This is a genomic window from Nocardia sp. 348MFTsu5.1 (assembly GCF_000383535.1).
Classification (GTDB): Bacteria; Actinomycetota; Actinomycetes; order Mycobacteriales; family Mycobacteriaceae; genus Williamsia; species Williamsia faeni.
The window spans coordinates 170,380-194,837 of sequence record NZ_KB911516.1 but is presented as its reverse complement, the minus strand read 5'-3'; the positions used below and the strand labels follow the sequence as shown (position 1 = coordinate 194,837).

General features: G+C 63.8%; 24 protein-coding genes and 4 tRNA genes. 7 read left to right on the top strand and 21 right to left on the bottom strand.

What is annotated here, in order from left to right; genetic code table 11:
• Positions 1–150 precede the first annotated feature (150 nt).
• Both rplL and rplJ read right to left on the bottom strand, forming a co-directional pair.
• Positions 151–534 carry a 50S ribosomal protein L7/L12 gene (gene rplL, locus H290_RS0116625; RefSeq protein WP_020107951.1) on the bottom strand — a complete coding sequence of 128 codons (384 nt, stop codon included), beginning with the start codon at positions 532–534 and terminating at the stop codon, positions 151–153.
• A gap of 63 nt (positions 535–597) precedes the next feature.
• Positions 598–1,137 (bottom strand): 50S ribosomal protein L10, encoded by a 540-nt coding sequence (gene rplJ / locus H290_RS0116620; protein WP_020107950.1) that lies wholly within the window; start codon positions 1,135–1,137, stop codon positions 598–600.
• Positions 1,138–1,672: 535 nt separating this feature from the next.
• On the opposite strand from rplJ, the gene H290_RS0116615 reads away from it, so the two are divergent.
• Positions 1,673–3,601, top strand: a complete 1,929-nt coding sequence (locus H290_RS0116615) for a CocE/NonD family hydrolase (RefSeq protein ID WP_020107949.1) — start codon at positions 1,673–1,675, stop codon at positions 3,599–3,601.
• Positions 3,602–3,706: 105 nt separating this feature from the next.
• On the opposite strand, the gene H290_RS0116610 is transcribed toward H290_RS0116615, so the two are convergent.
• Positions 3,707–4,222, bottom strand: coding sequence for a TIGR04338 family metallohydrolase (locus H290_RS0116610; RefSeq protein ID WP_028463292.1), 516 nt, complete (start codon positions 4,220–4,222; stop codon positions 3,707–3,709).
• 10 nt (positions 4,223–4,232) lie between these two features.
• Positions 4,233–5,054: a DUF2786 domain-containing protein gene (locus H290_RS0116605; RefSeq protein WP_020107947.1), complete on the bottom strand. Its 822-nt coding sequence runs from the start codon at positions 5,052–5,054 to the stop codon at positions 4,233–4,235.
• A gap of 133 nt (positions 5,055–5,187) precedes the next feature.
• Here H290_RS0116605 and H290_RS31190 point away from each other — a divergent pair, with 133 nt between their 5' ends.
• From H290_RS31190 to H290_RS0116590, 3 genes are read left to right on the top strand one after another with little or no spacing between them, the layout of a single operon-like run.
• Complete coding sequence (locus H290_RS31190; RefSeq protein ID WP_020107946.1) at positions 5,188–5,763, top strand: TetR/AcrR family transcriptional regulator; 576 nt, start codon at positions 5,188–5,190, stop codon at positions 5,761–5,763.
• Positions 5,764–5,775: 12 nt separating this feature from the next.
• The gene (locus H290_RS0116595) at positions 5,776–6,327 is read left to right on the top strand and encodes a dihydrofolate reductase family protein (protein ID WP_020107945.1); all 552 of its coding nucleotides are present in this window, start codon (positions 5,776–5,778) and stop codon (positions 6,325–6,327) included.
• Positions 6,324–6,941, top strand: coding sequence for a flavin reductase family protein (locus tag H290_RS0116590; protein WP_020107944.1), 618 nt, complete (start codon positions 6,324–6,326; stop codon positions 6,939–6,941). Before H290_RS0116595 ends, H290_RS0116590 begins: the two co-directional genes overlap by 4 nt.
• A gap of 18 nt (positions 6,942–6,959) precedes the next feature.
• On the opposite strand, the gene H290_RS0116585 is transcribed toward H290_RS0116590, so the two are convergent.
• Positions 6,960–7,985, bottom strand: coding sequence for a phosphatidylinositol-specific phospholipase C (locus H290_RS0116585; protein ID WP_020107943.1), 1,026 nt, complete (start codon positions 7,983–7,985; stop codon positions 6,960–6,962).
• Positions 7,986–8,110: 125 nt separating this feature from the next.
• On the opposite strand from H290_RS0116585, the gene H290_RS0116580 reads away from it, so the two are divergent.
• Positions 8,111–9,109: an LLM class flavin-dependent oxidoreductase gene (locus tag H290_RS0116580; protein ID WP_020107942.1), complete on the top strand. Its 999-nt coding sequence runs from the start codon at positions 8,111–8,113 to the stop codon at positions 9,107–9,109.
• On the opposite strand, the gene H290_RS0116575 is transcribed toward H290_RS0116580, so the two are convergent.
• The 11 genes from H290_RS0116575 to H290_RS0116525 all read right to left on the bottom strand — a co-directional run bounded on the left by H290_RS0116575 (position 9,075) and on the right by H290_RS0116525 (position 14,484).
• Positions 9,075–9,320 carry a hypothetical protein gene (locus tag H290_RS0116575; protein WP_020107941.1) on the bottom strand — a complete coding sequence of 82 codons (246 nt, stop codon included), beginning with the start codon at positions 9,318–9,320 and terminating at the stop codon, positions 9,075–9,077. The two genes, H290_RS0116580 and H290_RS0116575, sit on opposite strands and share 35 nt — an antisense overlap.
• Positions 9,321–9,336: 16 nt before the next feature.
• Entirely contained in the window at positions 9,337–10,050 is a 714-nt protein-coding gene (rplA, locus tag H290_RS0116570) for a 50S ribosomal protein L1 (RefSeq protein ID WP_020107940.1), read from the bottom strand.
• A 116-nt stretch (positions 10,051–10,166) separates the two neighbouring features.
• A complete protein-coding gene (rplK, locus tag H290_RS0116565; protein ID WP_020107939.1) occupies positions 10,167–10,601 on the bottom strand; it encodes a 50S ribosomal protein L11 in 435 nt (144 codons plus the stop codon).
• A 104-nt stretch (positions 10,602–10,705) separates the two neighbouring features.
• Entirely contained in the window at positions 10,706–11,542 is an 837-nt protein-coding gene (gene nusG, locus H290_RS0116560; RefSeq protein ID WP_020107938.1) for a transcription termination/antitermination protein NusG, read from the bottom strand.
• A 43-nt stretch (positions 11,543–11,585) separates the two neighbouring features.
• Positions 11,586–12,065, bottom strand: a complete 480-nt coding sequence (secE, locus tag H290_RS0116555; RefSeq protein WP_028463291.1) for a preprotein translocase subunit SecE — start codon at positions 12,063–12,065, stop codon at positions 11,586–11,588.
• A 105-nt stretch (positions 12,066–12,170) separates the two neighbouring features.
• Positions 12,171–12,243, bottom strand: a tRNA-Trp gene (locus H290_RS0116550).
• 214 nt (positions 12,244–12,457) lie between these two features.
• A complete protein-coding gene (locus H290_RS0116545; RefSeq protein WP_020107936.1) occupies positions 12,458–13,543 on the bottom strand; it encodes a fused (3R)-hydroxyacyl-ACP dehydratase subunits HadA/HadB in 1,086 nt (361 codons plus the stop codon).
• 160 nt (positions 13,544–13,703) lie between these two features.
• Positions 13,704–13,871, bottom strand: coding sequence for a 50S ribosomal protein L33 (gene rpmG, locus H290_RS0116540; RefSeq protein ID WP_028463290.1), 168 nt, complete (start codon positions 13,869–13,871; stop codon positions 13,704–13,706).
• A gap of 158 nt (positions 13,872–14,029) precedes the next feature.
• Positions 14,030–14,106 (bottom strand) — tRNA-Met (locus H290_RS0116535).
• A gap of 65 nt (positions 14,107–14,171) precedes the next feature.
• Positions 14,172–14,244: transfer RNA gene (locus H290_RS0116530), tRNA-Thr, on the bottom strand.
• Positions 14,245–14,403: 159 nt separating this feature from the next.
• Positions 14,404–14,484: transfer RNA gene (locus H290_RS0116525), tRNA-Tyr, on the bottom strand.
• Positions 14,485–14,645: 161 nt separating this feature from the next.
• On the opposite strand from H290_RS0116525, the gene H290_RS0116520 reads away from it, so the two are divergent.
• Positions 14,646–15,137, top strand: coding sequence for a YajQ family cyclic di-GMP-binding protein (locus tag H290_RS0116520; protein WP_020107934.1), 492 nt, complete (start codon positions 14,646–14,648; stop codon positions 15,135–15,137).
• Positions 15,138–15,232: 95 nt separating this feature from the next.
• Here the strand turns inward: H290_RS0116520 and H290_RS0116515 are convergent, their stop codons facing one another.
• The 4 genes from H290_RS0116515 to H290_RS0116500 all read right to left on the bottom strand — a co-directional run bounded on the left by H290_RS0116515 (position 15,233) and on the right by H290_RS0116500 (position 19,832).
• Positions 15,233–16,840 (bottom strand): ABC transporter permease, encoded by a 1,608-nt coding sequence (locus H290_RS0116515; RefSeq protein ID WP_020107933.1) that lies wholly within the window; start codon positions 16,838–16,840, stop codon positions 15,233–15,235.
• Positions 16,837–17,736 (bottom strand): ABC transporter ATP-binding protein, encoded by a 900-nt coding sequence (locus tag H290_RS0116510; protein ID WP_028463289.1) that lies wholly within the window; start codon positions 17,734–17,736, stop codon positions 16,837–16,839. Before H290_RS0116510 ends, H290_RS0116515 begins: the two co-directional genes overlap by 4 nt.
• Before the next feature lie 71 nt (positions 17,737–17,807).
• On the bottom strand, positions 17,808–18,665 hold the full coding sequence (htpX, locus tag H290_RS0116505; protein WP_020107931.1) for a zinc metalloprotease HtpX: 858 nt from the start codon (positions 18,663–18,665) through the stop codon (positions 17,808–17,810).
• Positions 18,666–18,821: 156 nt separating this feature from the next.
• Complete coding sequence (locus tag H290_RS0116500; protein ID WP_028463288.1) at positions 18,822–19,832, bottom strand: polyprenyl synthetase family protein; 1,011 nt, start codon at positions 19,830–19,832, stop codon at positions 18,822–18,824.
• Positions 19,833–19,885: 53 nt separating this feature from the next.
• Between H290_RS0116500 and H290_RS0116495 the strand changes: the two genes are divergently transcribed.
• Entirely contained in the window at positions 19,886–21,139 is a 1,254-nt protein-coding gene (locus tag H290_RS0116495; RefSeq protein ID WP_020107929.1) for a geranylgeranyl reductase family protein, read from the top strand.
• A gap of 83 nt (positions 21,140–21,222) precedes the next feature.
• Here the strand turns inward: H290_RS0116495 and H290_RS0116490 are convergent, their stop codons facing one another.
• Positions 21,223–24,450 carry a DEAD/DEAH box helicase gene (locus tag H290_RS0116490; protein ID WP_020107928.1) on the bottom strand — a complete coding sequence of 1,076 codons (3,228 nt, stop codon included), beginning with the start codon at positions 24,448–24,450 and terminating at the stop codon, positions 21,223–21,225.
• Between the last annotated feature and the right edge of the window lie 8 nt (positions 24,451–24,458).

Below are 24,458 nucleotides of genomic sequence, written 5' to 3'. Positions count from 1 at the left end.
GAAAAATTCTGTTACCGGTGAGTAACTTCCCTTGCAGTAAGTTCGTGTCAAAATATTTTGAGGCGAAAACAAAACGACCCCCAGCCGAAGCCGGGGGTCGTTGTGCGCTCTGATCCGGATCTGGCGAACCGGACCGGGATCAGATCAGAATCACTTGATGGAGACCTTGGCGCCGGCCTCTTCGAGCTTGGCCTTGGCTGCCTCGGCAGCATCCTTGTCGACCTTTTCGAGCAGTGCCTTGGGGGCAGACTCGACGAGATCCTTGGCTTCCTTCAGACCCAGTCCGGAAACGACCTCGCGGACGACCTTGATGACCTGGATCTTCTTGTCGCCGGCCGACTCGAGGACGACGTCGAACTCGTCCTGCTCGACAGCAGCTTCAGCAGCGGCCGGTGCACCGGCAGCGGCGACAGCGACGGGAGCAGCAGCGGTGACCTCGAAGACCTCTTCGAACTTCTTCACGAAGTCGCTGAGTTCCAGCAGGGTGAGTTCCTTGAACTGATCGATGAGCTCGTCAGCGGAGAGCTTTGCCATGGTGGCAATCCTTTCTGTCTTTCCCGGTCCACGCGAAGACGGCGACCGGGAGGTTTTGGGGGTTTATTCGGCCGCTTCTGCGGGTGCGCCCGCGGCTTGCTTTTCTTGCAGTGCGGCCGCAAGACGCGCGATCTGCGAAGCGGGCTGAATGAACAGACCCGCGGCTTTTGCCAGGTTGCCCTTCATGGCACCGGCGAGCTTTGCAAGGAGTACCTCACGTGTTTCAAGATCGGCGATCGATTCGACCTCGGCCACAGACAGCGCGCGGCCGTCCATGAACCCGCCCTTGATGACGAGAGCCTTGTTGTCCTTGGCGAAGTTCTTGATCGCCTTGGCCGCCACAACCGGCTCACCTTCGATGAAGGCAATAGCGGTGGGGCCAGTGAACAGCTCGTCCAGACCGGTCACGCCCGCATCAGCTGCGGCGCGCTTGACCAGGGTGTTCTTGGCGACGGAGTAGACGGCGCCGTCGCCGAGTGAACGACGCAGTTCAGAGATCTGCTTGACCGACAGGCCACGGTATTCCGTGACAACTGCTGCGGTGGCTCCCTTGAACTGCTCGGTGATCTCCGCAACTGCGGTGACCTTTTCGGTGTTTGCCATACTTCGCCTCCTCTCATGACGTGTCGGTTGGCACGTAGGAGCGCGATTTCCTCGAATGGCCGGGGGCCCCACCAACGACAAACGCCCCGGCACAGGGCACGGGGCGCACACGAGCGAAGCGGCAAAATGCCACCTCACGGCGATACCTCGTTCTCCCTGCGTGGGCCGCCGACGTAAAGTCGGGCCTTCGGCCGATTCGCGACAAGCGCGCACCGGTAACCAACGGTCTCTGGTTGAACTGACGTTCGCAGGCATATGACCCACGAACACCAAGTGAAAACAGTACATGCTGGGTCCCCCGGTCACAAATCGGCCACATACAGGTCAATTTGTGAACCCGGATTAACCTCAATGTGGAGACCGAACGCCCGCTCGGCTACATTGGTGCAACCAATCCAGTGTGAGAACGGTCACGAATACCGGGTAGCACTGGCCAGCAACACGATGGAGTGTTGCCGCGACCTGCGAGCCCTGGGTCACCACCCTGGGTACTCGTCGGCTCCGGCATCCCTCCCGGCAGTGGAGAGGGAGCGCCATGGTCTATCAGTTGAGCTCGTATGATTCCGCGGTGAGGCGTGGGGTCAGCCGGACCGCTCCCACACTCCCCCTTGGAGATCCGACCGGCGGCGCGAATGGACGCTGGTGGCGCGAACTGGTCGACGGCGAGACCGAATTCCCTTCGGTGTCGATCACCCGGGACGTTGATCTCGAGATGAGCGACGGAGTCCGGTTGCGGGCCACCCTCATCCGGCCGGTCGACGCCTCCGGTGTTGCCGTCACCACTGCATTGCCCACAGTCGTCTCGATCAATCCTTACAACCGCGCTGTGCTCGACCTCATCGATCAGGTCACCCATCACCTGCCGTTGCCACCGCTGTCCGGCGGCATCCTCGATGTCTTCGGCATCAACCGCAAGCTTGTCCAGAGCGGATACGTCCAGCTGGTTGTCGATGTTCGTGGCACCGGAGCCTCCCACGGCCGGTGGCAGATCCTCGGTGAGCGCGAACAACGCGACTCGATCGAGGTCATCGACTGGGCCGTCGCCCAGGAGTGGTGCGACGGCAATGTCGGAATGACCGGATGGTCGTACTCGGCGATCAACTCCCTGCAGGCCGCGGGCAACGGATCGCCGCACCTCAAGGCCGTTTTTGCGGTCGAAGGTTGCGAAGACATCGTCCGCGACATCTACATCACCGGTGGTGCGCCCTCGGCGTTCATCCCGATCTGGCTGGCCGGGGTGAACCTGCTCAAATGGCTTCCCAACCCGGCCACCGCATTCGGTGACCTGATGGGCACCAACGCGCTGAAATGGTTCAAGGACCGCCTGGCCTCCCCCGCGACCGAGATCGGCTCGCTGGCAACCGGATTCCTCACCGGCACCGATCCCCGGATCTACGACGATCCCTACTTCGACGAGCGCGACCCGAACATCGATCAGATCACCGCACCCACCTTTGTATTCGGCGGCTGGCATGATCTGTTCGGACGCAGCGCAACTCGCATCTACAACCAATTGGACCTGCCGCCCGGCCAGAAGCAGCTGGTCATGGCCGACGGCTATCACATCGACGCCGGACTCGGATTCGGTGGACGGGTCTCACCGCCGCGGGTCGACGTCCTCGAGCGGGCCTGGTTCGACCGCTGGCTCAAGGGCATCGACAACGGGGTCGACGAATACGGTCCGGTGACCCTGCAGCAGCAGGGCGGTTCCTGGACGTCGGGACAGTCGTTCCCGCGCAACGAATCCCGGGTGCAACGCCTCTACCTGTCGGCGGCGAACTCCGACACCTCGAAGCACAGCGTTCACGACGGCAGTCTGGGGAGCTCGGTCAACACCGATTCGCAGGCGTTGGCGGTCCGCCCGGACGCCCGGGGTCTGGTGTCACGGGACATGACTCAGGTGACCGCCGGCGCGACGCGGATCCTGGGCAAACGGTTCACCACCGACGCCCGGTTCCAGGAACGTGGGGCATTGTCGTTCACCACGACCCCGGTGTCCGAGCCGGTCCAGATCTCCGGATCGATCAACCTGCATCTGCGCACCACGTGTAAAGGAACCGACGCGCTGTGGGCGGTGACTCTCAATGATGTTGCGCCCGACGGAACCTCGACGGTCCTGTCGAACGGAGCACTGACCTCGTCCAATCGCTCCCTCGATCCGGGGTTGTGCGAGTACGCCGAGGACGGGTCGCTGCTCATGGCCCACCACCCACTGAGCCACAAGCGCAAACTCAAGGTGACACCGGGCGTGCCGGTCGACCTCGACATCGACCTGGTCCCCACCGACGCCATCCTCGAGCCCGGACATCGACTGCGCGTCGACGTGTACGCCGCGAGCCTGCCCCGCTTCCTGGCGGTCCTCCCCGACTTGATCAAAGCCGGATTCCGCACGCAGAAAATCGTTCTCGACCCGTTCCATCAGAGCTACCTGACCTTCCAGGCGGTCGGCACCCACGACTGGTAACCCCACCCGTGTAACCCCACCCACCACCGCCGAGCGTGCCCAAACCACCGCCGAGCGTGCCAATGCGACCGCCGACCGGGCCCTCATCGCCGTCGACCGTGCCCATCAGCCGACCCGAATCCCGCTGTCGCCGAAGGTGACCCGGTAGACCAGTGCCGCCTCGGGGCCGAGTACGAGACCGACCAGGTCGATCAGGGTGCCGGCGAAGCGCGGTCCGTGTTTGTCGAGCGCCGAACCCGGACTCAGGTGGTGGGCCAGCTCGTGCAACACCACCAGTTCCCGCATGGCCCAACGTCCATGCGTCGCAACCGGAACGGCGATCACACCCGGACCACCACCGGGGTCGTATTCGTAGTGCGCCTGGGTCTGCCCGCGACGGGTTCTCACGGTGACGGGTGTCCGGGCCCGCGCGAAACGGTCGGCCACGCTCTCCATACCGAGGACCCGGTCGACGTAATCGCGGACCGAGTCCACCGAACCGAACCTCGCCTCCGGCGGCAGGGTGACGGTGGCCCCGGCGATGGCGAGGACGTTTGCACCGCTTGCGGACCGTTCAAAAACGTTGTGGACCAGACGTTCTGCCGCGTACAGCGCCGACCGCTGGCTGTCGCGCTCGGTCAACGGGACGCGCTCATGCCTCGAGTGCCCCGCGAGGGCCACCGAGTGCGATGTCTTCACCGAGACGGGCGCGCCGTCCGGCCCGATCGCCGGCGCGGCGGGCGCTCTCCGAATACCCGGCCGACGCACTGTGCGAACGCCACGTTCCCCGAGCAGTCGAGACCTCCCGATGGAAGTCCCGGACCTCGATCTCCTTGTTACGCAGCACCAATGCGGTCCCGGTGTCGGGGTTGCCGCCGTCCGCGGCGACAGCCTGCTCCCGCGCCTCGTCGCGCGCCTGAACCAGCCGCTTGCCGATCCGCTCGGCAAAGGCCGACTGGAAGTTCAGGCGGGCCGTGATCGGCGACAACGGCTTCTCCTCGACAACCCGCCGCGAGAACCGGCCTCTTCGCTGCGCGACAACGCGGGCGAAAGTTTCGCCCTTGTAGTCCCCCGACTTCAGGTATCCGTCGCTGGCAGCGACCATCTGCACCACCAGCGAGCTGTACAACGCCTCGCAGGAGTCGATGTCGCCGGGGAATCCGTACGCGTAGACAAATGTCGAGTTGCTCGCGACGTCGCAGGTGATGTCGTTGGCGCGGGCAATCGCGACGAACAGCTGCACGTAGGTGCGCAGGCCGCGTTTGCCCGCCTCCCCGATTGCGATGTTGCGTTGTTCCGGGGCCAACCGCTGGTTGCCGTTGCCATGCGCGCGGGCGACGGCCAGGTCGATGGACGCCGCAGTTGCCAGCCGCTGGGCCGCCTGCATGAATGCCTGCGCCTCGTGTTCGTTGTCTGTGCCCTCGGCTTGGCGCAGCAGACCCGCGATCTTGGTCAGAAGTTTGTTGTCCTGCACCCGACCAACCCTAGGCGTTGGCAGCGACCGCATCAGTCGACGCGCGCCGAGCTGGGGACCGGACCCGGTGGTGTGGACAACAAGCCACTCAATCTTGTGGCCAGAATTAGGAAATGGTGATTTACTAACTCTCGTGGCCCGACCTCGCGCAACCACCGATACCGCCCTTCTCGACGCGGCTGCGGCGGTACTCGCCCGAACCGGCTCTGCCGGCTTCACCCTCGAACTCGCTGGTCAACAGGCCGGGGTGTCGGCGGCGACGTTGGTCAAGCGCTTCGGATCCAAGCGCGGGTTGCTCATTGCCTCGTCGCAGCGCTGGATCGATTCCATCGACCCCGATCCCGGGTCATTGCCCGGCGAAACACCACTGGCAACGCTGCGCCGCCTGTCGGTGCGGTCATATACCGACCACTCGCGTCCCGACGATGCCGCCAATCATGTGTCGTCGCTGGCTGCCGATCTCGGCGATCCCGAGCTGACGCGGCTGCTCGCGCTGGGCTGGCATCGCAAACGCTCGCAGCTCGAACGCCTGATCAGCCGCGCGATCGACGCCGGCGAACTCCCCAACGCTCCCACTCCCGCCACCGCCGCACGAACGCTGTTCTCCCTCCTCGAGGGCAGCTTCCTGGGCTGGACGGTCGACCCGGACGGAGCACTCCTGTCGATCCTCGACACCGAGTTCGACAACCTCATCGCCTCTTGGACATAGAAGGGAACCACCATGACTTCGACCACCATCACCGGCGCAGTATTCATCGCCACCAGCGTCGACGGCTACATCGCCCGCGAGGACGGCGGCATCGACTGGCTGACCAGACGCGATGACGACTTGAGTGAAACCGGCTACGACGACTTCGTCGCAACCATCGATGCAATTGCCATGGGGCGCAACACCTATGAAGTCGGACTGACACTCGAGCCGTGGCCCTACACGGGGATGCGGGTCCTCGTGGTGAGTTCACAACTCGACCCCGACGCCGACGACCGCGTCACCGTGCACCGCAGCATCGACGACCTCCTCGAGGTGGCACAGAGCGAGGGCGCACAGCATCTGTATGTCGATGGCGGGCAGCTGATCACCAGTTTCTTGAATCGGGGACTCATCACCGAGCTCACCATCACGATGGTTCCCGTCATCCTCGGTTCGGGGCTGCCCCTGTTCGGGCTCATCAACGACGACATCTTCCTCGAGCACCAGCGAACCACCACACTCAGCAAGGGTCTGGTCCAGTCCGTGTACCGCGTGAGCCCGGATGCCATGCTGGAAGGGTGAATCGAGACCTGGACCCGAACGCCGCGCAGCGGACACTCTTCGACGAAAGCAACACCACCGCGGGAGGGTTCTACAAACTGCTCACCGCATCGGTGGTGCCGCGGCCGATCGCGTGGGTTTCCTCACGCAGCGCCGACGGCGTCGACAATCTGGCGCCGTTCAGTTTCTTCTCGGTCAGTTCGACGAATCCGCCGATCGTGCAGTTCACCACGGTGGGCGGGTTCAAGAACAGTTCCGACAACGCCAGGGCCACCGGTCAGTTCGTCATCAACATCGCGACCGAGTCGATGATCGACCTGGTCAACGCCACGTCCGCCGGATTCGACGAGGATGTCAACGAGTTCGAGGCGGTGGGTGTGGCGTCAGAGCCGGCTGCGGTGGTCGACTGCCTACGGGTGAGGGACAGCCCGGTGTCCATCGAATGCGTTCTGCATCAGATCATCGAGGTGGGGAACTCGCAGGTGGTGATGGGACGCGTCGTGGCGGTCAGTGTCGCCACCAGTGTCGCGGCCGCGGACGGACATCCCGATTTCGCCAAACTGGCGCCGCTGGCACGGCTCGGACGTACCGAATGGGCCCTGCCCGGCGAAGTCGTCGAACGCGCCCGCCCCTGAGCATCGGGTCCGCCAGGGTCAGGGCATGTTTCGCGCGATGACGGCTCCGACGATTGCAGTGGTCGGGTAGTCGGCCATCACCACACCGGTTCGTCCGGTGGGATCGGAGGACAGGTGGCCCTGGGTGCGCTCGAGTATCCCGACCACCCCGGGTGCGCCTCGCGCCACGGTCACCGGGACGGTCCCCTGCGCGATCGCGAGCGGATCGGTCCCGGTGGCGCTGAGGTGGTTGATGAACAGGGTCTGCGCTGATCCCCCGCGAGCAGCATCGAACTGACGCGACACGCTGTTCCACTTCGACGGCACGTCGGCCAGGCTCGCCAGTTCGTAGTCATCCTGGATGTCCATGTGGGCGCCGTCCCACCGGGGTCCGTAAATTTTCGATGCGGAAAAATCCTGCAGGACAACGATTTTTCCGCGCACCTCACCGAGAGCCGGAATGCTTCCGTCGTATCCGGTAGGCGGTTTCCACAGATATGCGGACAGCAGATCCCGGGTCTGAGGATTCTGGTGGATGTACCAGTTCAGGGTCGCTTCGTAGGAGCGCGTGTTTTCGGCCGGGGTACTTTCTTCCTTGAGCCGCATCAGGATCGCTTCTCCCGGGTGTGCCCGCAGGAAAACCGAGAGCTGCCGGACGACGTCCGTGAAGTCGGTGTGCAGATATTCGATCCCGTGGTGGATCGGAAACCCGTCCCGAAAATGTCTGGTCCGGATGTCGATCGCACGCACACCGGCCGCCAATTGTGTTGGCAGATCGCTGCTCTGTGTCTGTGCGAGGATTGTGCCGAGGTATGCCATCGTATCGTGGCTTCCGGGAACCGATAACGCGGTCAGCGAGCACGCGTCGGCGATGCCTTTCATCCAATCCGGCGCCGGCCGCGACCCTAGGTCATCGCCGCCTGCGCTGCCGGTCGGCAGGTCATCAGTACTCCCGGTCGTGATCGCAGTCGCCGTATAGGACGCGGTCAGCGGCAGCAATGCGACTGCCGGAAGTGTGATCAGAGCGCGCAGCGCAGATCGTCGGCCGATGCCGGCAGTGTTCACAATTGTCCTTCTTCTAAGAAATCGATTCGGGATCCGGGAAGGGAGCCGGGTCGAAACGTGTTGACATCCATATAACCCGTTGGCCTACCGCTGTCAGCATGACCCCCCACGAAGAAGGCTCCTGTATGTCTGTGACGTTGTCCGTGCTCGACCTCGCCCCCATTGCCCCGGGGCAGAGTGCTCGCGAAAGTTTCGCAGGCAGTGTGAAACTCGCCCGCGCCGCGGAACGGCATGGTTACAAACGCGTCTGGTACGCCGAGCACCACAACATGGCGACAATCGCATCGTCGGCGACAAGTGTGCTGATCGCGCACATCGCCGCCCATACCGAATCCATCCGTCTCGGCGCAGGCGGCATCATGCTCCCGAACCACGCGCCCCTGACAATCGCCGAGCAGTTCGGCACGCTGGAAACCCTGCATCCGGGGCGCATCGACCTCGGATTGGGCCGCGCTCCCGGTAGCGATCAGGCGACGATGCGAGCCCTGCGCCGCGACAACAGCTCCGCCGACCGTTTTCCCCAGGATGTCCTGGAACTGCAGGGTTTCCTGGGCGACGAGTCCCGGATTCCCGGGATCAGCGCGGTCCCCGGCGCCGGCACCCACGTGCCGCTGTACATCCTCGGTTCGTCGCTGTTCGGAGCCCAGCTCGCCGCGCACCTCGGTCTGCCGTACGCATTTGCCTCACACTTCTCCCCCGACGCCCTTCAGCAGGCGGCGACCCTCTACCGCCGCGACTTCAAGCCGTCGGAACAACTGTCCGAGCCGTACGTCATCGCCGGTGTGAACATCGTTGCCGCCGATGATCCGGCGGTCGCCACTGAAGACTTCGAGGCGCTGCGACGAATCCGGGTGCGGAGCTTGATCTCCCGCGGGCCTGCGACCCCCCACTACAGCGATGAAGAGATCGATGCGTTCCTGACCACCCGCGAGGGCCATCAGCTCGCATCGATGATGAAGTACACCGGGATCGGAACCGGGGACGATGCGCGGCGCTATCTGGAGAATTTCGCCGAGATCGCGCAGGCCGATGAACTGATGGTCTGCCATCAGTCGGTGACCATCGAAGGTCGTTTGCGCTCACTGGAACTCACCGCCGACGCGATGAAAGCCGCTCAGGTCTGACGACTTCGGCCCGCTCGACCGTCAGTTCGGCACGGTCGGCGGGCATTTCGGCACGCTCGACGGTGATTGAGGCCCGCTCGACGGTGATGTCGGCACGCTCGACGGTGATTGAGGCCCGCTCGACGGTGATGTTGGCCCGCTCGGCGGTGATTAGGGCCCGCTCGACGGATATGACAAAGGCCGGGACCCCCTGAGGGAGTCCCGGCCTCATGTCAGATCAGAAGCGCTCAGGCTTCTTCTTCGACGTAGTTGCGGTTGACCGAAGGATCCACCTGGATGCCCGGTCCGGAGGTGGTCGAAACGGTGACCTTCTTCAGGTACCGGCCCTTGGCCGCAGACGGCTTCGCACGCAGGATCTCGTCCAGCGCAGCACCGTAGTTCTCGGCCAGCTTCTTCTCGTCGAAGGAAGCCTTGCCGATGACGAAGTGCAGGTTCGCAGCCTTGTCGACGCGGAAGTTGATCTTTCCGCCCTTGATCTCGTTGACGGCCTTGGTCACGTCAGTGGTGACGGTGCCCGTCTTCGGGTTCGGCATCAGGCCACGCGGTCCGAGGACGCGGGCGATGCGGCCGACCTTGGCCATCTGATCCGGGGTGGCGATGGCGGCGTCGAATTCGAGCCAGCCTCCCTGGATCTTCTCGATCAGGTCCTCTGCGCCGACCTCGTCAGCTCCGGCGGCGAGGGCCTCATTGGCCTTGTCGCCGGCGGCGAAAACGATCACACGGGCGGTCTTACCGGTGCCGTGCGGAAGGTTGACGGTGCCGCGCACCATCTGGTCGGCCTTACGAGGATCGACACCGAGACGGACTGCAACCTCAACGGTCGAGTCGGTCTTGGCCGAAGAGGTCTCCTTGGCCAGCTTTGCAGCCTCCAGCGGACTGTAGAGCTTGGACTTGTCGACCTTTTCAGCTGCGGCCTTGAATGCCTTGCTGTTCTTGCTCATAGTTGCTCTGTCTTTCTCCGCAGCACATGCGGTTTGGTGGTGCGGACCGAGCCGGCCCTCCCACTATTTCGAATTAGATAAGATCGGCCACTGTCAGAGCTTGCGAGTTCGCAAGCTCACTCGACGGTGATGCCCATGGAGCGGGCAGTTCCGGCGATGATCTTGGCAGCCTGCTCAACGTCGTTGGCGTTGAGATCTTCCTGCTTGGTCTTTGCGATCTCACGGACCTGGTCCATGGTGACCTTGCCGACCTTGGTCTTGTGCGGCTCTCCCGAGCCCTTCTGCAGACCGGCGGCCTTGAGCAGCAGCTTGGCGGCCGGCGGGGTCTTCAACTTGAAGTCGAAGGAACGATCTTCGTAGACGAAGATCTCCACGGGCACGACATTGCCGCGCTGGCTTTCTGTCGCGGCGTTGTACGCCTTGCAGAACTCCATGATGTTCACACCGTGCTGACCAAGTGCCGGACCCACGGGAGGTGCCGGGTTGGCGGCGCCTGCCTGGATCTGGAGCTTGATGATCCCGGTGATCTTCTTTTTCTTCTTCGGGGGCATCCTTTTCCCTGTTTCTGATTGATGTCGCTTGGGCTGTGATCTTGATTCAGCCCGGTTTCACGCCCGCTGGAGACGTGAAAGTTGTCGGGACGGCGAACCGTCCGCTAAATCTTTTCGACCTGGTTGAAGGCGAGCTCGACCGGGGTCTCACGACCGAAGATCGAAACCAGCACCTTCACCTTGCGCTGCTCTGCGTTGACCTCGCTGATCGACGCCGGCAGCGTTGCAAACGGTCCATCCATGACGGTGACCGATTCGCCGACGGTGAAGTCGACCTCGATGACCGGCGCATTGGTCGCGGCCAGGTCTGCTCCACCTTCGGAGCCGGCTTTGGCAGCCTTCTTGGGTTCGGTGCGCGGCATCAGGAACTTGAGCACGTCGTCCATCGACAACGGGGACGGACGCGAGGTCAGTCCCACGAAGCCGGTGACGCCGGGCGTGTTGCGCACTGCGCCCCACGACTCGTCGTTGAGTTCCATGCGGACGAGGATGTAGCCGGGCAGCACCTTGCGGTTGACCTTCTTGGGCTGGCCGTTCTTGATCTCGGTGACCTCTTCGGTCGGAACCTCGACCTGGAAGATGTAGTCGCCGACATCGAGGTTCTGCACGCGGGTCTCGAGGTTGGCTTTCACCTTGTTCTCGTACCCGGCGTAAGAGTGGATCACGTACCAGTCGCCAGCAGCCTTCTTGAGAGACTTCCGCAGCGCCTCGACCGGGTCTTCTTCTTCCTCGGGCTCGACAACCTCAGCGGCGTCGGCAGCCTCGTCGAGGGTCTCTTCGGCGGCGACGTCGTCGCTGTCGGTCGCCTCGGCGTCGGGGGCCTCGTCGGTCGGTTCGGAGTCGGAGATGCCGCTGTCGACAGCGCCCGAATCACCGACCGCCTGATCGATGGTGTCGGTTTCGGTCTCGCTGAAATCAGCGTCGTTCTCGGGGGTGCTCACTGCAGCCCACGCTCCCTTTCATCGAAGCGGCCGTTCGGGTTGGTTACCCGAACAACCACAAAACTCCCTTTGCAAAGGCAAGGTCCAGTACCGAGATCAACGTGACCATGATGACCACGAAGATCAGCACGATGATCGTGTACTGGATCAACTGCTTCTGCGTCGGCCAGATGACCTTCTTGAGTTCAGCGACAACTTGTGTCAGGAACACATAGAGCCGCTTGAACGGATTCCGGCTGTCATCCGACTTGGCCCGCTTGCGCGCGCCATCCTTCTTCTCGGCTTTACCCGCCTCTTTGGTTGAGACGGCCGAAGTCGTGGAATCGGCGTCGTCGTCCTTGGTGAGGTTGGTTCGTTTGCCACGCGGCGAACGCTTGCCCGTAGGACGTGCCTGCGTAGCGGTGTCACCGCTGGCGGCTTCGTCCACCGAATCCGTTGCGGAGTCCACAGAAGCGTCGAGCTCGACCTCATCGGTCGACTCGCCCGCGTTCTTGGCGCGTTCGGCACGGTCGCGCTTGCTCAACTTGATCCTCTCGTGGCTGAAGTCCGTTGCTCTGTGTGGGCCTGGGCCCTGCCACACAACAACTGACATCGGTTGCCCTTCCGGTGTGAAACACACCGCCAAGGGCAGGGGCGACAGGACTTGAACCTGCAACCTGCGGTTTTGGAGACCGCTGCTCTGCCAGTTGAGCTACGCCCCTTTGGGTCGTCTCGGCTTCGCTGACCACGTGTGGCCCTCGAGTCCTCGTCGACCCGGCGTCTGGACTACACAAAACCAACGCGCCACCCTTAGGGCAGCGCGCAAGTTTGAGTAAATCTCAGACTTTAGAAGTGTACGTCACCAGGTGGGTCGAACTCCAACCAGCTCTGTGAGCTGGGCTTTGTCCGTGAATTACCCGGGTCGGTACGAGAGATTCAGTTGAACTGCACGGTGGCGAGCGCGCGTCCGAAGATCTTGCGCTCACCTTGTTTTGCCACCATCGAGATCTGCCCGCGCCGGGTTTCCGGATCGAGCGACTTCACCTTGCCGGTGAAATCGACGGCCGCGAAGTCGTCCGCGGGCACGTACACGGGGCTGGTGAAGCGCACGTTGTACTCGCAGATCGCGGCTGGATCACCGATGAACTCTCCGAGGAAACTTGCCCCGAGACCCATCGATTGCATGCCGTGGGCGACCACATCGTCCAGGCCGGCGACCTTGATGACCTCATCACTGTAGTGGATGGGGTTGGGGTCGCCTGCAACGCCCGCATAGTTGATCAGGTTGCCGCGGGTCAGCTTGAAGGTCCGCGGCGGGAGTTCCTGGCCGACGGTCAGTTCATCGAAGTTGATGGCACCGTAGGCCTGGGGGGACGTGGTGGGGTCCGGCTCGTCGTACCGGGCGAACGGTCCCTCGACCGTCTTACCCGGGTCGATGCCCACGGGTTCCTGCATCATCACGTGCTCGAGTTTGTCGACCAGCGCCGGATCCGCTTCCACCGCGGCGCGTGCGGCCAGGCTGGTGAAGGTGGTCATCACCGGTTCGCCCCGCTGATTCCAGATGACGTTCTTGGTCACCATCAGGTCGGTGCCGGACATCTGCCGGAAGGACTCCAGGGAGACGTCGCACACGAGCTGGTCGCCGACCTTGATCGGCTGATGGAAGACGAGCCGCTGATCGCTCTGCATGATCTGCCAGAGGTCGTAGCCGGTGACGACGTCTTCGAACAGACGGCGCTGAGCGATGATTCCGAGGACCGAGACGAACGTGGGGGCGGCGACGAGGGTGTCGTGACCCATTTCACGGGCCTTCTCCTCGTTCCAGTGCACGGGGTTGGTGTCCTGCACGGCGCGGGCATGCTCGCGCACCTTCTCGCGGCCGACCTCGTAGTAGTCGTCGACGGTGTACTTGAAGCCGACCATCGTCTGGGTGTGCGCCGCGATCTGTTCGGGAGTTTGCTTCGGAACGTCCCGGAGCGCTTCGGCGCGCTGCCCGACCTGTGTTTCGCTCACATTCGTCACTCGACCGACCTCAACTTTCGACTATCAATTTTCGGGCGCCGGCGACTGACCGTCGAGCCGTGTGGGCGCCGCCCGATCGTTCTGCTTCAACACCAAAGACCGGGAACACTTGCGCGTCCCCGGTCGAATAGGCAGTCAGCGACTGACCACCAGATGGTGGCTAGCGCGATTCCTTGTGGTTCTGGTGAGTTCCGCAGTTCGGGCAGAACTTCTTGATCTCAAGACGATCGGGGTCGTTACGCCGATTCTTCTTGGTGATGTAGTTGCGGTGTTTGCAAACCTCGCAGGCCAAGGTGATCTTGGGGCGCACGTCTGTTGAGGAGGCCACGGGATTGCCTTTCAGGTGGATCGTCTGGTGTGCCTCCGGGGAAGGAGACACTCGGTGGTCATCGCCGGAGCGATACTGGTAGCGCGTTGCCGGAGGCGACACTTCTGTAGCGCGTTGCCGGAGGCGACACTTCTGTAGCGCGTTGCCGGAGGCGACACTGGTAGCGATGGCCGGACTCGAACCGGCGACCTAACGATTATGAGTCGTTCGCTCTAACCAACTGAGCTACACCGCCATGGCCCGGAATCGACGACGGCGGGGCGGCGTACGCAGTCCCACCGCTCGATCCTGAGTCCAGCGAGCCCCCTGACGGAATCGAACCGTCGACCTTTTCCTTACCATGGAAACGCTCTACCGACTGAGCTAAGGGGGCGTGGCTCTTCGCTCCGGCGCCTTGCGGCACCCTTGCGTTAGGGCCTCATCGAGATTACACAGCGCGCCCGGTTGGTGCCAAATCCGCTGTTCATCTCTCCTTTTCGCACCAAACGGCCTCTTACTGAAACTTCCAGTTCGAGACCGTCTTGTGGCGCAGTGGCAGGTATAGGATTCGAACCTATGTAGCTTGCGCGGCGGATTTACAATCCGCTCCCTTTGGCCGCTCGGGCAACCTGCCATGCCGCTTTCCGGTGTCTTTTGGACCGTCGGAAAGCAACGCGGGAAACATTACCTCCAGTACCCCCCATATTCACAAATGCGCTGCTCAGGTGCACTGAATTCACCGCTTTGGGCCAGGATGCGACGTTTCGGACAGGCACCGGACTACCCTTGTCGGTTATGGCAGATTCCAGTTTCGACGTGGTCAGCAAACTCGACCGCCAGGAAGTCGACAACGCACTCAACCAGGCCGCCAAAGAGCTGTCTCAGCGCTACGACTTCCGCGGCACCAACACCACCATCGAGTGGTCCGGCGAAGAAAACATCGTGATCACCTCCGACGCCGAGGAGAGGGCCCAGGCCGGGCTCGAGGTGTTCAAAGAAAAGCTCATCCGCCGCGACATCTCGCTCAAGGCGTTCGACGCCGGCGACGTGGTGGGCTCGGGCAAGACCTACAAGATCACCGGGTCCCTGGTCCAGGGCATCGACTCGGAGAAGGCCAAGAAGATCACCAAGGCCATCCGCGACGAGGGCCCCAAGGGCGTCAAGGCACAGATCCAGGGCGAAGAGCTCCGCGTCTCCAGCAAGAAGCGCGACGATCTCCAGGAAGTCATCAACCTTCTCAAGGGCAAAGACTTCGAGATCGCCCTGCAGTTCGTCAACTACCGCTGACTCCCCCGAGTTCGTCCCCCTGAGTGCCTGTCGAGGGCATATTGCCCCGCAGGGGTGCTCACGGGACTGAAGTTGGCGGCGTTCAGTCAGTGACGTCAATCCATATCGCGGCGCCTGAGCCCGACGGCTCCGGCGGCGGTGAGCAACACCACCGCCGCCGTGAGCCACAACAACGGCACCAGGTCGACGTCGACTGCGGGCACCTGCGGCACGTGTGAAAACGGTGAAATGTTGGTCACCCATTCCGGGAAATGCAGGATCGGTCCCAGGACATAGATCGCGACGGCGAACACCAGTCCGATCCAGGTGATCGGGGTGTAGCGATTCGCCCAGCCGTAGACCACCGCGACCACACCGGCGAGGCAGAGCACCGCCGGCAGGTAGGTGATCGGGGCACCGACGAGTTCCCCCGTCCCGGACCAATCCCCGGTGAACGTCCCGTAGCCGAGCGCGAGCCCGATTCCGGTCGCCACGAGTGCCAGCAGTGAACCGATCACGGTCATCAGTCCGTGAGCGCCGGCCCATCGCAGTCGGGTGAGTCTCGTCGCGAGCAGCGTCTCGGTGCGGCCTTCGCTCTCTTCCCGATGTGGTCGCATCGCGGACGACACCGCGAACCCGGAGGCGATCAATGCCAGCATCAACACCGACGACGCATAGAACGAGTCTGTCAGCGACGGTCCGGCTGCACCGAAAAGGTCACTGGCATAACCGGAATCGCCGATGACCGGCTCCACGTCGTCGCCGATGGTCCCGTAAGAGAAGCCGGCCAACAGCATTCCGAAGGACCAGCCGATGATCGAGCCCCGCTGCAGACGCCAGGCGAAACCGACGGGCCCGGACAGTGTTCTGCCGGCATTCGCCGGGCCGGGCCCCGGCGTCCAGAGGCCGGCTCCTTCGTCTCGCCGGTCGAACATCAGCACCACCAGCACCGCTGAGACGACCACCGCCGCCACCGACAGCAGCGCCGGCCACCAGATCTCGTCGGCATAGGGGCGCATCGCCTGGCCCCATCCGATCGGCGAGAGCCACGACAGCACACCGTTGCCGACGTCGCCGATGGCGCGCAGTACGTAGGCGGCACCGATGAGCCCGCCCGAGGCGGCGTACACGCCTCGGGTGGTCGGAAAGACCTGCGCCATCACTGCGGTGGCCGAGCCGAACACCATGCCCGCGAGCGCGGCCGACAGTCCCAGCGACACCGATCCGGCAACCGGTAGCCCGAAGATCACCAGACTCGCGGTGATCAATGCGCCGGCGAGCACTGTGGCACCGGCGGTCAGGATCGCGGCTGCCGTGGCGGTCGCCAGACGCCCGACCGGCGCCGCGAGCACCAACTCGCTTCGGCCGCGTTCCTCGTCCTCGCGGGTGGTACGCCCGACCAGGAACATCGCCATCAAGCCCATGGCGACCGCGCCGAATGCCGATGCCTGCCAAGCCGTCTGCCCGCCAACGGTGTTGAGCGCCCGCGCCGGTCCGGCCATCGCGATGAATGCGTTGTTGGCGCCCATCGTCGCGGCGGCCGAATCCAGGTCCGCCTGTGTCGGATACAGCGATTCGATGCCCGCGGCCGTCGAATAGTAGAGCGCAACGATTCCGATGGTCCACCACATCACCATCGTGCGGTTGCGGCGGAGATGGAAGCGCAGCAGAGTTCCGGTGTGGGCCGTGACCGACGGAGTCGAAAGTGTTGCAGCAGAGCTCATGACGACACGCCGGCGGGATCTTCGTAGTGCCGCAAAAACAGTTCTTCGAGTGTGGGCGGCGAACTCGTCAGTGTGCGGATGCCGAACTGACCGAGTACCTCCAGGGCCGGTCCCAGCTGATCGGCGTCGACCTGAAACTTGATCCGGGTGCCGTCCACCACCAGGTCTTCGACCGTCGCCCGGTCTCCGAAATCCGTCGGCGCAGTTGCCAGTTCAGCACTCACAGCCGTTCTGGTGAGGTGCCGGAGTTCTGACAGGGTTCCGGTGTCGACCGTCCTGCCGTCACGAATAATGGTGACCCGATCACACAGGTGTTCCACCTCGGCGAGGATGTGACTCGAGAGCAACACACTGCCACCGGCGTTCCGGAAATCGTTGACCAACCCCTGGAATCTGGATTCCATGATCGGGTCGAGGCCGGAGGTGGGTTCGTCGAGGATCAGCAGTTCCACATCCGATGCCAGTGCGGCGACCAGTGCGACCTTCTGCCGATTACCCTTCGAGTACGCCCGCGCCCGCTTGGTCGGGTCCAGCGCGAACAGTTCGATGAGCTCATCGCGCTTGCGCTGGTCCACTCCCCCACGCAGACGGCCGAACAGATCGATCACCTCACCGCCGGTCATGTTCGGCCACAGGTTCACATCGCCCGGAACGTAAGCGATCCTCGTGTGCAGCGCGGCGGCATCTCGCCACGGATCCCCACCGAGCATCGAGACGGCTCCCTCGTCCGCCCGCAGCAGCCCCAGCAGCACTCGGAGCGTGGTGGATTTTCCGGCCCCGTTCGGCCCGAGGAATCCGTGCACTTCTCCCGGTGCGACGTCGAGATCGAGGTGATCGAGCGCGGTGAACCGCCCGAATCGTTTCACCAATCCGCGGATCTCGATGACACTGTCCATGAACACCTCCGAAAGTCGCTGCAGTTCAGACTTCGATGGTGAGCGTATCCCCCGCAGGTGACCAAAACGGGTCAGCCGCGTCCCCGGGACATGTCTTCGAGCCGCTTGATCCGGTCCTCCATGGGCGGGTGCGTGGCGAACAACCTGCTCATTTTCTCGCCGGTCCGAAATGGGTTGGCGATCATCAGGTGCGACTGCGCGGTGATCTCGGGGCTCGGGGGCAGCGGGGCCTTCTGGACGCCACCGGAGATCTTGCGCAGCGCCGACGCCAAAGCCAAAGGATCACCGGTCAATTCGGCACCGGACGCATCAGCCTGGTATTCCCGTGACCGGGACACCGCAAGTTTGACCACCGTCGCCGCGATCGGACCGAGGATCGTGATCAGCAACAGCACAACGGGATTCGCGCCGCCCTCGCGGTTGCCACCGAAGAAGAAGGCAAAGTTGGCGATACCGCTGATCACGGCTGCCATCGCGCCGGCGATGGAGGAGATCAGGATGTCGCGGTTGTACACGTGCGAGAGTTCATGGCCGAGAACGGCTCTGAGTTCCCGTTCGTCGAGGATCTGGAGGATCCCGGATGTGCAGCAGACGGCCGCGTTCTTGGGGTTACGACCGGTCGCAAACGCGTTGGGCGCCTCGGTGGGGCTGATGTACAGCGCCGGCATCGGCTGACGTGCGGTGGTGGCCAGTTCGCGCACGATGCGATAGAGCACCGGGGCCTGAACTTCGGTGACCGGCTGCGCGTGCATGGACTTGAGCGCCATGCGGGCGCTGTTGAAGTAGACGTACCCGTTGAAGCCGATGGCCAACAGGATGGACAGCAGCAGAATCGCCGGACTCTGGAACAGCGCACCGATACCCACGATGATCGCCGACATCAGGCCCAGCAGCAGAACCGTCTTCAGTCCGTTGGCATGGCTGCCCATTGGTCCCTCCTGTTCCGTCGCACTAGAGCCGTCAACGAATGAACCACACGTGGCAGTTCCCGAAGCGCGCCCGCCGCCCCCCGATGATGTGGCCTTTTGGCGCACAAAACCCCAGGTGAGCACCGCCAGAAGGGCACATCATCGGGTCAGGGAGGCTTAGCCGACGCGAGCGATCGTGTAGCGCACCAGCGAGCTCATCGCGTCGTGGGCGGGACCTTCCGGGAGGAGGGCCAATTCCTTGTCGGCGGCATCGGCGTAGCCCTGCAGGGTGGCCTTCGCCTTCACCAGACCGTCGGACTTGTTGAGCAGTTCGAGGGCCTCGGCGACCTCGTCGTCCGAGGTGAGGGCGCGAGGAGTGCCGTCGGCGGCGACCACGAGCTCGCGCAGGCGGGTCTCGGCCGGATCGGCCAGCGCGTAGAGCACGGGCAGCGTGTGCACGCCTTCACGCAGGTCGGTACCCGGGTTCTTGCCCGAGTCGCCGGCTGCCGAGCTGATGTCGATGATGTCGTCGGAGACCTGGAAGGCCACACCGACGGCGTCGCCGAGACGCGAGAGCCGTTCGATCTGCTCGGTGTCCGCGCCCGACGCCATGGCGCCGAAACGGCCACTGGCCGCGATCAGCGACCCGGTCTTCTCCCACACGACCCGCAGGTAGTGCTCCACCGGATCGGCCTTGCCACGGGCACCGACGGTTTCGCGCATCTGACCGGTCACGAGTTCAGCGAAGGTGTCGGCGATGATGAGGACTGCATGCGGCCCCAGTGTCGAGACCAGGCGCGAAGCACGGGCGAAGAGGAAGTCGCCGGCCAGGATTGCCACGCTGTTGCTCCACCGGCTGTTGGCGCTGAGCGCACCGCGGCGCAGCTCGGCTTCATCCATCACGTCGTCGTGGTAGAGCGTCGCGAGGTGGATCATCTCGACAACGGTCGCCGACGTGATCACCTCATCGGCGTGCGGCTGTGGACCGAAGTGCGCCGACAAGATCGCGAAGATGGGGCGGAACCGCTTGCCCCCGGCCTTCGCAAGATGTGTGGCGGCCTCGGTCAGGAAATCCTCCCCGGAGGAGAGTTCCTTGAGCAGCAGCTCCTCGACACTCTCCAGCGACTGCGCCACGTCCTTGGCGAAAGCCTCGGATCCCATTTCAAGACCTGCGAACGTTGTCTTCACGCCTGACCTGCTCCCGTCATAGCAAGAGCCTAATGGTGCGGGATACTTGCCGGGTGAGTGCACCCATCCGCGTTCCCGCGCGCACCGAGGTTCTGGTCGTCGGCGCAGGTCCTGGAGGTTCCGCGGCAGCCGCTGCCGCAGCGTCCGCCGGCCGCGAGGTCACATTGCTCGACTCGGCGGTGTTTCCGCGCGACAAAACCTGCGGTGACGGGCTGACCCCACGCGCTATTGCCGAACTCGACCGACTCGGACTCGGCGACGCCTTCAGCGGCCCCCGGATCGAGGGCCTCGACCTCCAGGGGTGGGGCGGACGCCAGCGGGTGCGATGGCCACAGAAGTCCGGGCATTTCCCGGCGTACGGCAGCGCGGTCACCCGAACCGAGCTCGACGACCGCATCCGGCACCACGCCCTCGACGCGGGAGCCCTGATGGTGTCCGGGGTCAAAGCCGTCGGCGCCACCATCATCGGCGGCAAAGTGACTGCGGTACAGGTTAATACGCCCGACGGTCCGGCGCAGATCGAGGTCGGCAAGGTGATCGTCGCCGACGGGGTCCGCTCGGCGCTCGGTACGTCGCTGGGCCGTAGCTGGCACCGGACCACCGCCTACGGCGTCGCAGCACGGGCCTACGTGGAGTCGGACCGCTGCGACGACACATGGATGGGATCGCACCTCGAATTACGCGACGGCGCAGGCGAATTGCTGCCCGGATACGGCTGGGTCTTCCCGCTCGGCAGAGCGTCCGGGCTGGTGAACATCGGGGTCGGTGCGCTCGCCACCGAGAAGCGCCCGGCCCACATGGCGCTGCGGCCGATCATCGAGCACTACACCAACTCCCAGCGCGACGACTGGCAACTGCGCGGCAAGCCCCTGCGCATCGCGTCGGCACTCCTGCCGATGGGAGGGGCCGTATCCGGGGTGGCCGGTGCGAACTGGATGTTGATCGGCGATGCCGCGGCCTGTGTGAACCCCCTCAACGGCGAGGGCATCGATTACGCCCTGGAAACCGCCCGGCTGGCCGTGGAAGTGCTTGGTGAGAACGACTTTTCGACGCTGTGGCCGGACCTTCTCCGGTCGCAATACGCATTGGCGTTCTCAGCCGCCCGCCGCCTCGCCGCGGTGTTGACGGTCCCCCGGATGGTCCCGATTCTCGGACGTCCAGGTATCCGATCGGCCGCACTGATGTCGATGGTGGTCCGGGTGATGGGCAACCTGATCACGGAAGACGATTCCGACCTGATCGCCCGCGCCTGGCACCTCGCCGGCCTCACCAGCAACAAACTAGACACCCGCCCGCCCTTCACCTGACCCCAGACCCCGACCGCCCATTTTGGTAGGTTTTGGCGAGCATTTCCGCAGGTCGGCCTCACCAAAACTCACCAAAATGGGTTCTACTCGAGCATCTTGCGGATGTCGTCGGCCTCGACGGCTGTCGAGAACATCTCTCCGTCGTCGATCACCGCGTTGAACAATGCACGTTTGCGTTCCTGAAGGTCGACGACCTTCGCTTCGATGGTGTCGGCGGACACCAGTCGGTAGACGGTCACCGGGCGGGTCTGGCCGATCCGGTGCGTGCGGTCGATGGCCTGGGCCTCGGCGGCCGGATTCCACCACGGGTCGCAGACGAAGCAGTAGTCGGCCTCGGTGAGGTTGAGACCGAATCCGCCGGCTTTGAGACTGATCAGGAAGACCTGCGTTTCACCCGACGTGAACTTCTCGATGGCAACCGTCCGGTCCTTTGCCGATAGCGACCCGTCGAGGTAGCTGTACGGGATACCGTCCGCTTCCAACGACTTTCGCAGGATCCGGAGAAACCCGGTGAACTGACTGAAGACGAGGGCGCTGTGGCCTTCGGCGATCAGTTCCGGAAGTTGTTCGCGGATGAACTCGACCTTGGCCGAAGCGACGTCATTGTCGACCGGGTCGACAAGTCCCGCATGCAGACTCAGTTGCCGGAGCATCGTCAGCGAGCGGAAGATCTGGAAGCGGTTCTTCTCCCAGTCGCCGAGCAGCCCGAGTACCACCTCACGTTCCCGGACCAGCCGGGTGTCGTAGATCTTGCGGTGCCTCGGCGACAACTCGACCTGCATGACCTGTTCTTGCTTGGCCGGCAGATCCCGCGCGACCTGGTCTTTGGTGCGGCGCAACATCACCGGTTTGATCCGTTTGCGCAGCACCGGCAATCGTTCGGGATTCTCGCCCTTTTCGATGGGTCTGCGGAAGAATTCGGTGAACGTCCTCGGGCTGGGGAACAGACCTGGCACGGTGATCGACAGCAACGACCACAGCTCCATCAGGTTGTTCTCCATCGGCGTTCCGGTGATGGCGAGTTTGAACGGCACTTTCAGGCGTCGAGCACACTGATGCGCCTTGGAGTTGTGGTTCTTCACGAACTGCGCCTCGTCGAGAAGCAGTGCCGCCCAGGGCAGATCGTCGTAGGTGTCGAAATCGATCCGCAGGAGGGCGTAGGTGGTGATCACCACATCGGCATCCGCGATCTGTTCGGCCAGCGACGTGCGACTTCGTGCCTGCGTGGCAGCGACCGTCACGGCCTTCAGATCGGTGAAGCGGTGGCACTCCGACGCCCAGTTGCCGACCACACTGGTGGGCGCCACCACCAGAAACGTCCCGGTCTCCCCGTTTTCGCGGGCCCGCGCGAACAGCGCGAGGGTCTGCAGGGTCTTGCCGAGTCCCATGTCATCGGCGAGGACCCCACCGAGTCCGTTGTCCCACAGGAACGACAGCCAATTCAGGCCGTCCCGTTGGTAGTCGCGCAGGGTGGCATGCAGCGTCGACGGCGGCTCGATGTGCTCCGGAGGTCGTGCGGCACTGAGCTTCTGCACGCGCTCCTGCCACTGCCCGAGTTGCTCGTCGACCACACCGAGTTGCAGCAACTCTTCCCACAACGTCACGTTCGCCGGCACCGACGGAACCCGTCCGAAGTCCAACTCCCCCAACGTTTCGGCTTCGGTCATCAGTTCTCTGAGCTTGGTCAGCTCGGGCGTGTCCAGCGGAAAGTAGACTCCCGACGGCAGCAACATATGCGTTGCACCAGTGGATAATTCGGCCAGCACCTCGGCCACCGGAACCTGTTCGCCGTCGACATCCATCGTGATGGCGAGATCGAGCCAGTCCGACTCCCCCGTGCCCGCGGTACTGAACCGTAGTTGCGCAGGCTCGGTGACCGGCCGGTAGTGCGCATTGACCTCGGCGATGTCGAGCACCAGGTCGTCGCGGCCTGCCAGGTCGGGCAGGATTTCTGCAAACAGGCGCGCAGTCTCCACCGGCGTCAACTGCAGGTCGCGCCGCAACGTTCCGATCGTGGCATCCTGCGAGATGGAGGCGACAGACCCCATCACGCCGCGAAGTCCTTCCCACAGATGGTGTTCGGCGCTCATGTCGCGCCACAGCAGCCCGGTCCCCGAGAGATCGTCGAAGTCCTTGACCGTGCCGTTGACCAAATAGCGCATGGCCCAATGGGTGTGGGCAACGTCGTGAATGATCCGGACGGTGAGAACGGCAACCGGCCCCGTGATGACGGGTGGCGTGAACACTGTCTCGTCCACGCGCACCGGCACCGATTCGCGCAATCGGGGCAACATCTCTTCGGCAAACGCAGCGGCATCGGCGGCGGGTATGACAATCGGTGGACCGTCGAGCAGTTGCGCAATGGCACCGTTGTCGGGGTCGAACGGAGCCAGCGTGAGCAAACCATCGTCATCGATATACGAAATACCGTGCGGTGCAGCACTTCCCAGTATCTCAGCCCCGCCCGACGGCAGTGCCACGCCATCGACATCGATCTCGACCTCGACCCGCGCGTCATCGCCGATCTCGCCACCGACGATGTCCAGGGTGAGCCCGGCGCGCTTGCCGATCTGCACGGTGTCGATTCCGGCCGCGCCGTCACCGAGTATCGGGATTCCGGCAGCAACCGCAGCTTCCAGGTGCCTCCAGATGGTGGGCGGTGCCGTCGTGAGGATCAACCCGTACGGGAGCCCGAATCTGATCGTCCGCATGGCATCGCGCGCCATCGCCTGGAGCACCGAGACCTGGTCCGTCTCGAATCGTTCGGGTGCGAGCCCCACGATCGTCGGCCAGTCGATACCCGACCTGATCCATGGCGTCCGCGTCCCAGGTCGCAGTGGCCGCAGTGCGAGCTGCGACGGTTTGGGCCGGCGACCTCTGGTGACGCCCTCGCTGTAGAAGACCTGCAACGCCAGCGGCTCGGAAGGTTTGGGCCTGTTTTCCGAAAGCAGCGGCCGCAACCGGCGGTCCCACTGCGGAACCTGCCCGGCGGGTGAACCTGGCAAGCCGGCCTCTTGGGCGAACGTGAGCAACAGCGCCACAGCATGTTTGCAGAAGTAGCCGACCGGACACGTGCAGGACGCATCCGCAATTTTCCAGTCGATACCCAGACTGCTGAAAACAACGTCCACGTCGTACGTGGAGATCCCAGAGCCCACGCAGCGTCCGGTCAACCGGTGTTTCGGGTCATCCCAATTCACCGCGTTGATCCGCCGCTGCTTGGCATACGACGACCCACGACTGAGCGACCCGGGGTCGAAGTCGCTCATCAGCGACGCCGGGGTGATCAGGTGCGCCCAGTCGGTGGTCATTGGTTGCA

What these genes read in the sequence shown, in the direction of transcription:
- rplL (WP_020107951.1), bottom strand. Translation starts at nt 534, where the DNA reads ATGGCAAAGCTCTCCGCTGACGAGCTCATCGATCAGTTCAAGGAACTC.
- rplJ (WP_020107950.1), bottom strand. Translation starts at nt 1,137, where the DNA reads ATGGCAAACACCGAAAAGGTCACCGCAGTTGCGGAGATCACCGAGCAG.
- H290_RS0116615 (WP_020107949.1), top strand. Translation starts at nt 1,673, where the DNA reads ATGGTCTATCAGTTGAGCTCGTATGATTCCGCGGTGAGGCGTGGGGTC.
- H290_RS0116595 (WP_020107945.1), top strand. Translation starts at nt 5,776, where the DNA reads ATGACTTCGACCACCATCACCGGCGCAGTATTCATCGCCACCAGCGTC.
- H290_RS0116580 (WP_020107942.1), top strand. Translation starts at nt 8,111, where the DNA reads ATGTCTGTGACGTTGTCCGTGCTCGACCTCGCCCCCATTGCCCCGGGG.
- H290_RS0116575 (WP_020107941.1), bottom strand. Translation starts at nt 9,320, where the DNA reads ATGAGGCCGGGACTCCCTCAGGGGGTCCCGGCCTTTGTCATATCCGTC.
- rplA (WP_020107940.1), bottom strand. Translation starts at nt 10,050, where the DNA reads ATGAGCAAGAACAGCAAGGCATTCAAGGCCGCAGCTGAAAAGGTCGAC.
- rplK (WP_020107939.1), bottom strand. Translation starts at nt 10,601, where the DNA reads ATGCCCCCGAAGAAGAAAAAGAAGATCACCGGGATCATCAAGCTCCAG.
- H290_RS0116520 (WP_020107934.1), top strand. Translation starts at nt 14,646, where the DNA reads ATGGCAGATTCCAGTTTCGACGTGGTCAGCAAACTCGACCGCCAGGAA.
- H290_RS0116515 (WP_020107933.1), bottom strand. Translation starts at nt 16,840, where the DNA reads ATGAGCTCTGCTGCAACACTTTCGACTCCGTCGGTCACGGCCCACACC.
- H290_RS0116510 (WP_028463289.1), bottom strand. Translation starts at nt 17,736, where the DNA reads ATGGACAGTGTCATCGAGATCCGCGGATTGGTGAAACGATTCGGGCGG.
- htpX (WP_020107931.1), bottom strand. Translation starts at nt 18,665, where the DNA reads ATGGGCAGCCATGCCAACGGACTGAAGACGGTTCTGCTGCTGGGCCTG.
- H290_RS0116490 (WP_020107928.1), bottom strand. Translation starts at nt 24,450, where the DNA reads ATGACCACCGACTGGGCGCACCTGATCACCCCGGCGTCGCTGATGAGC.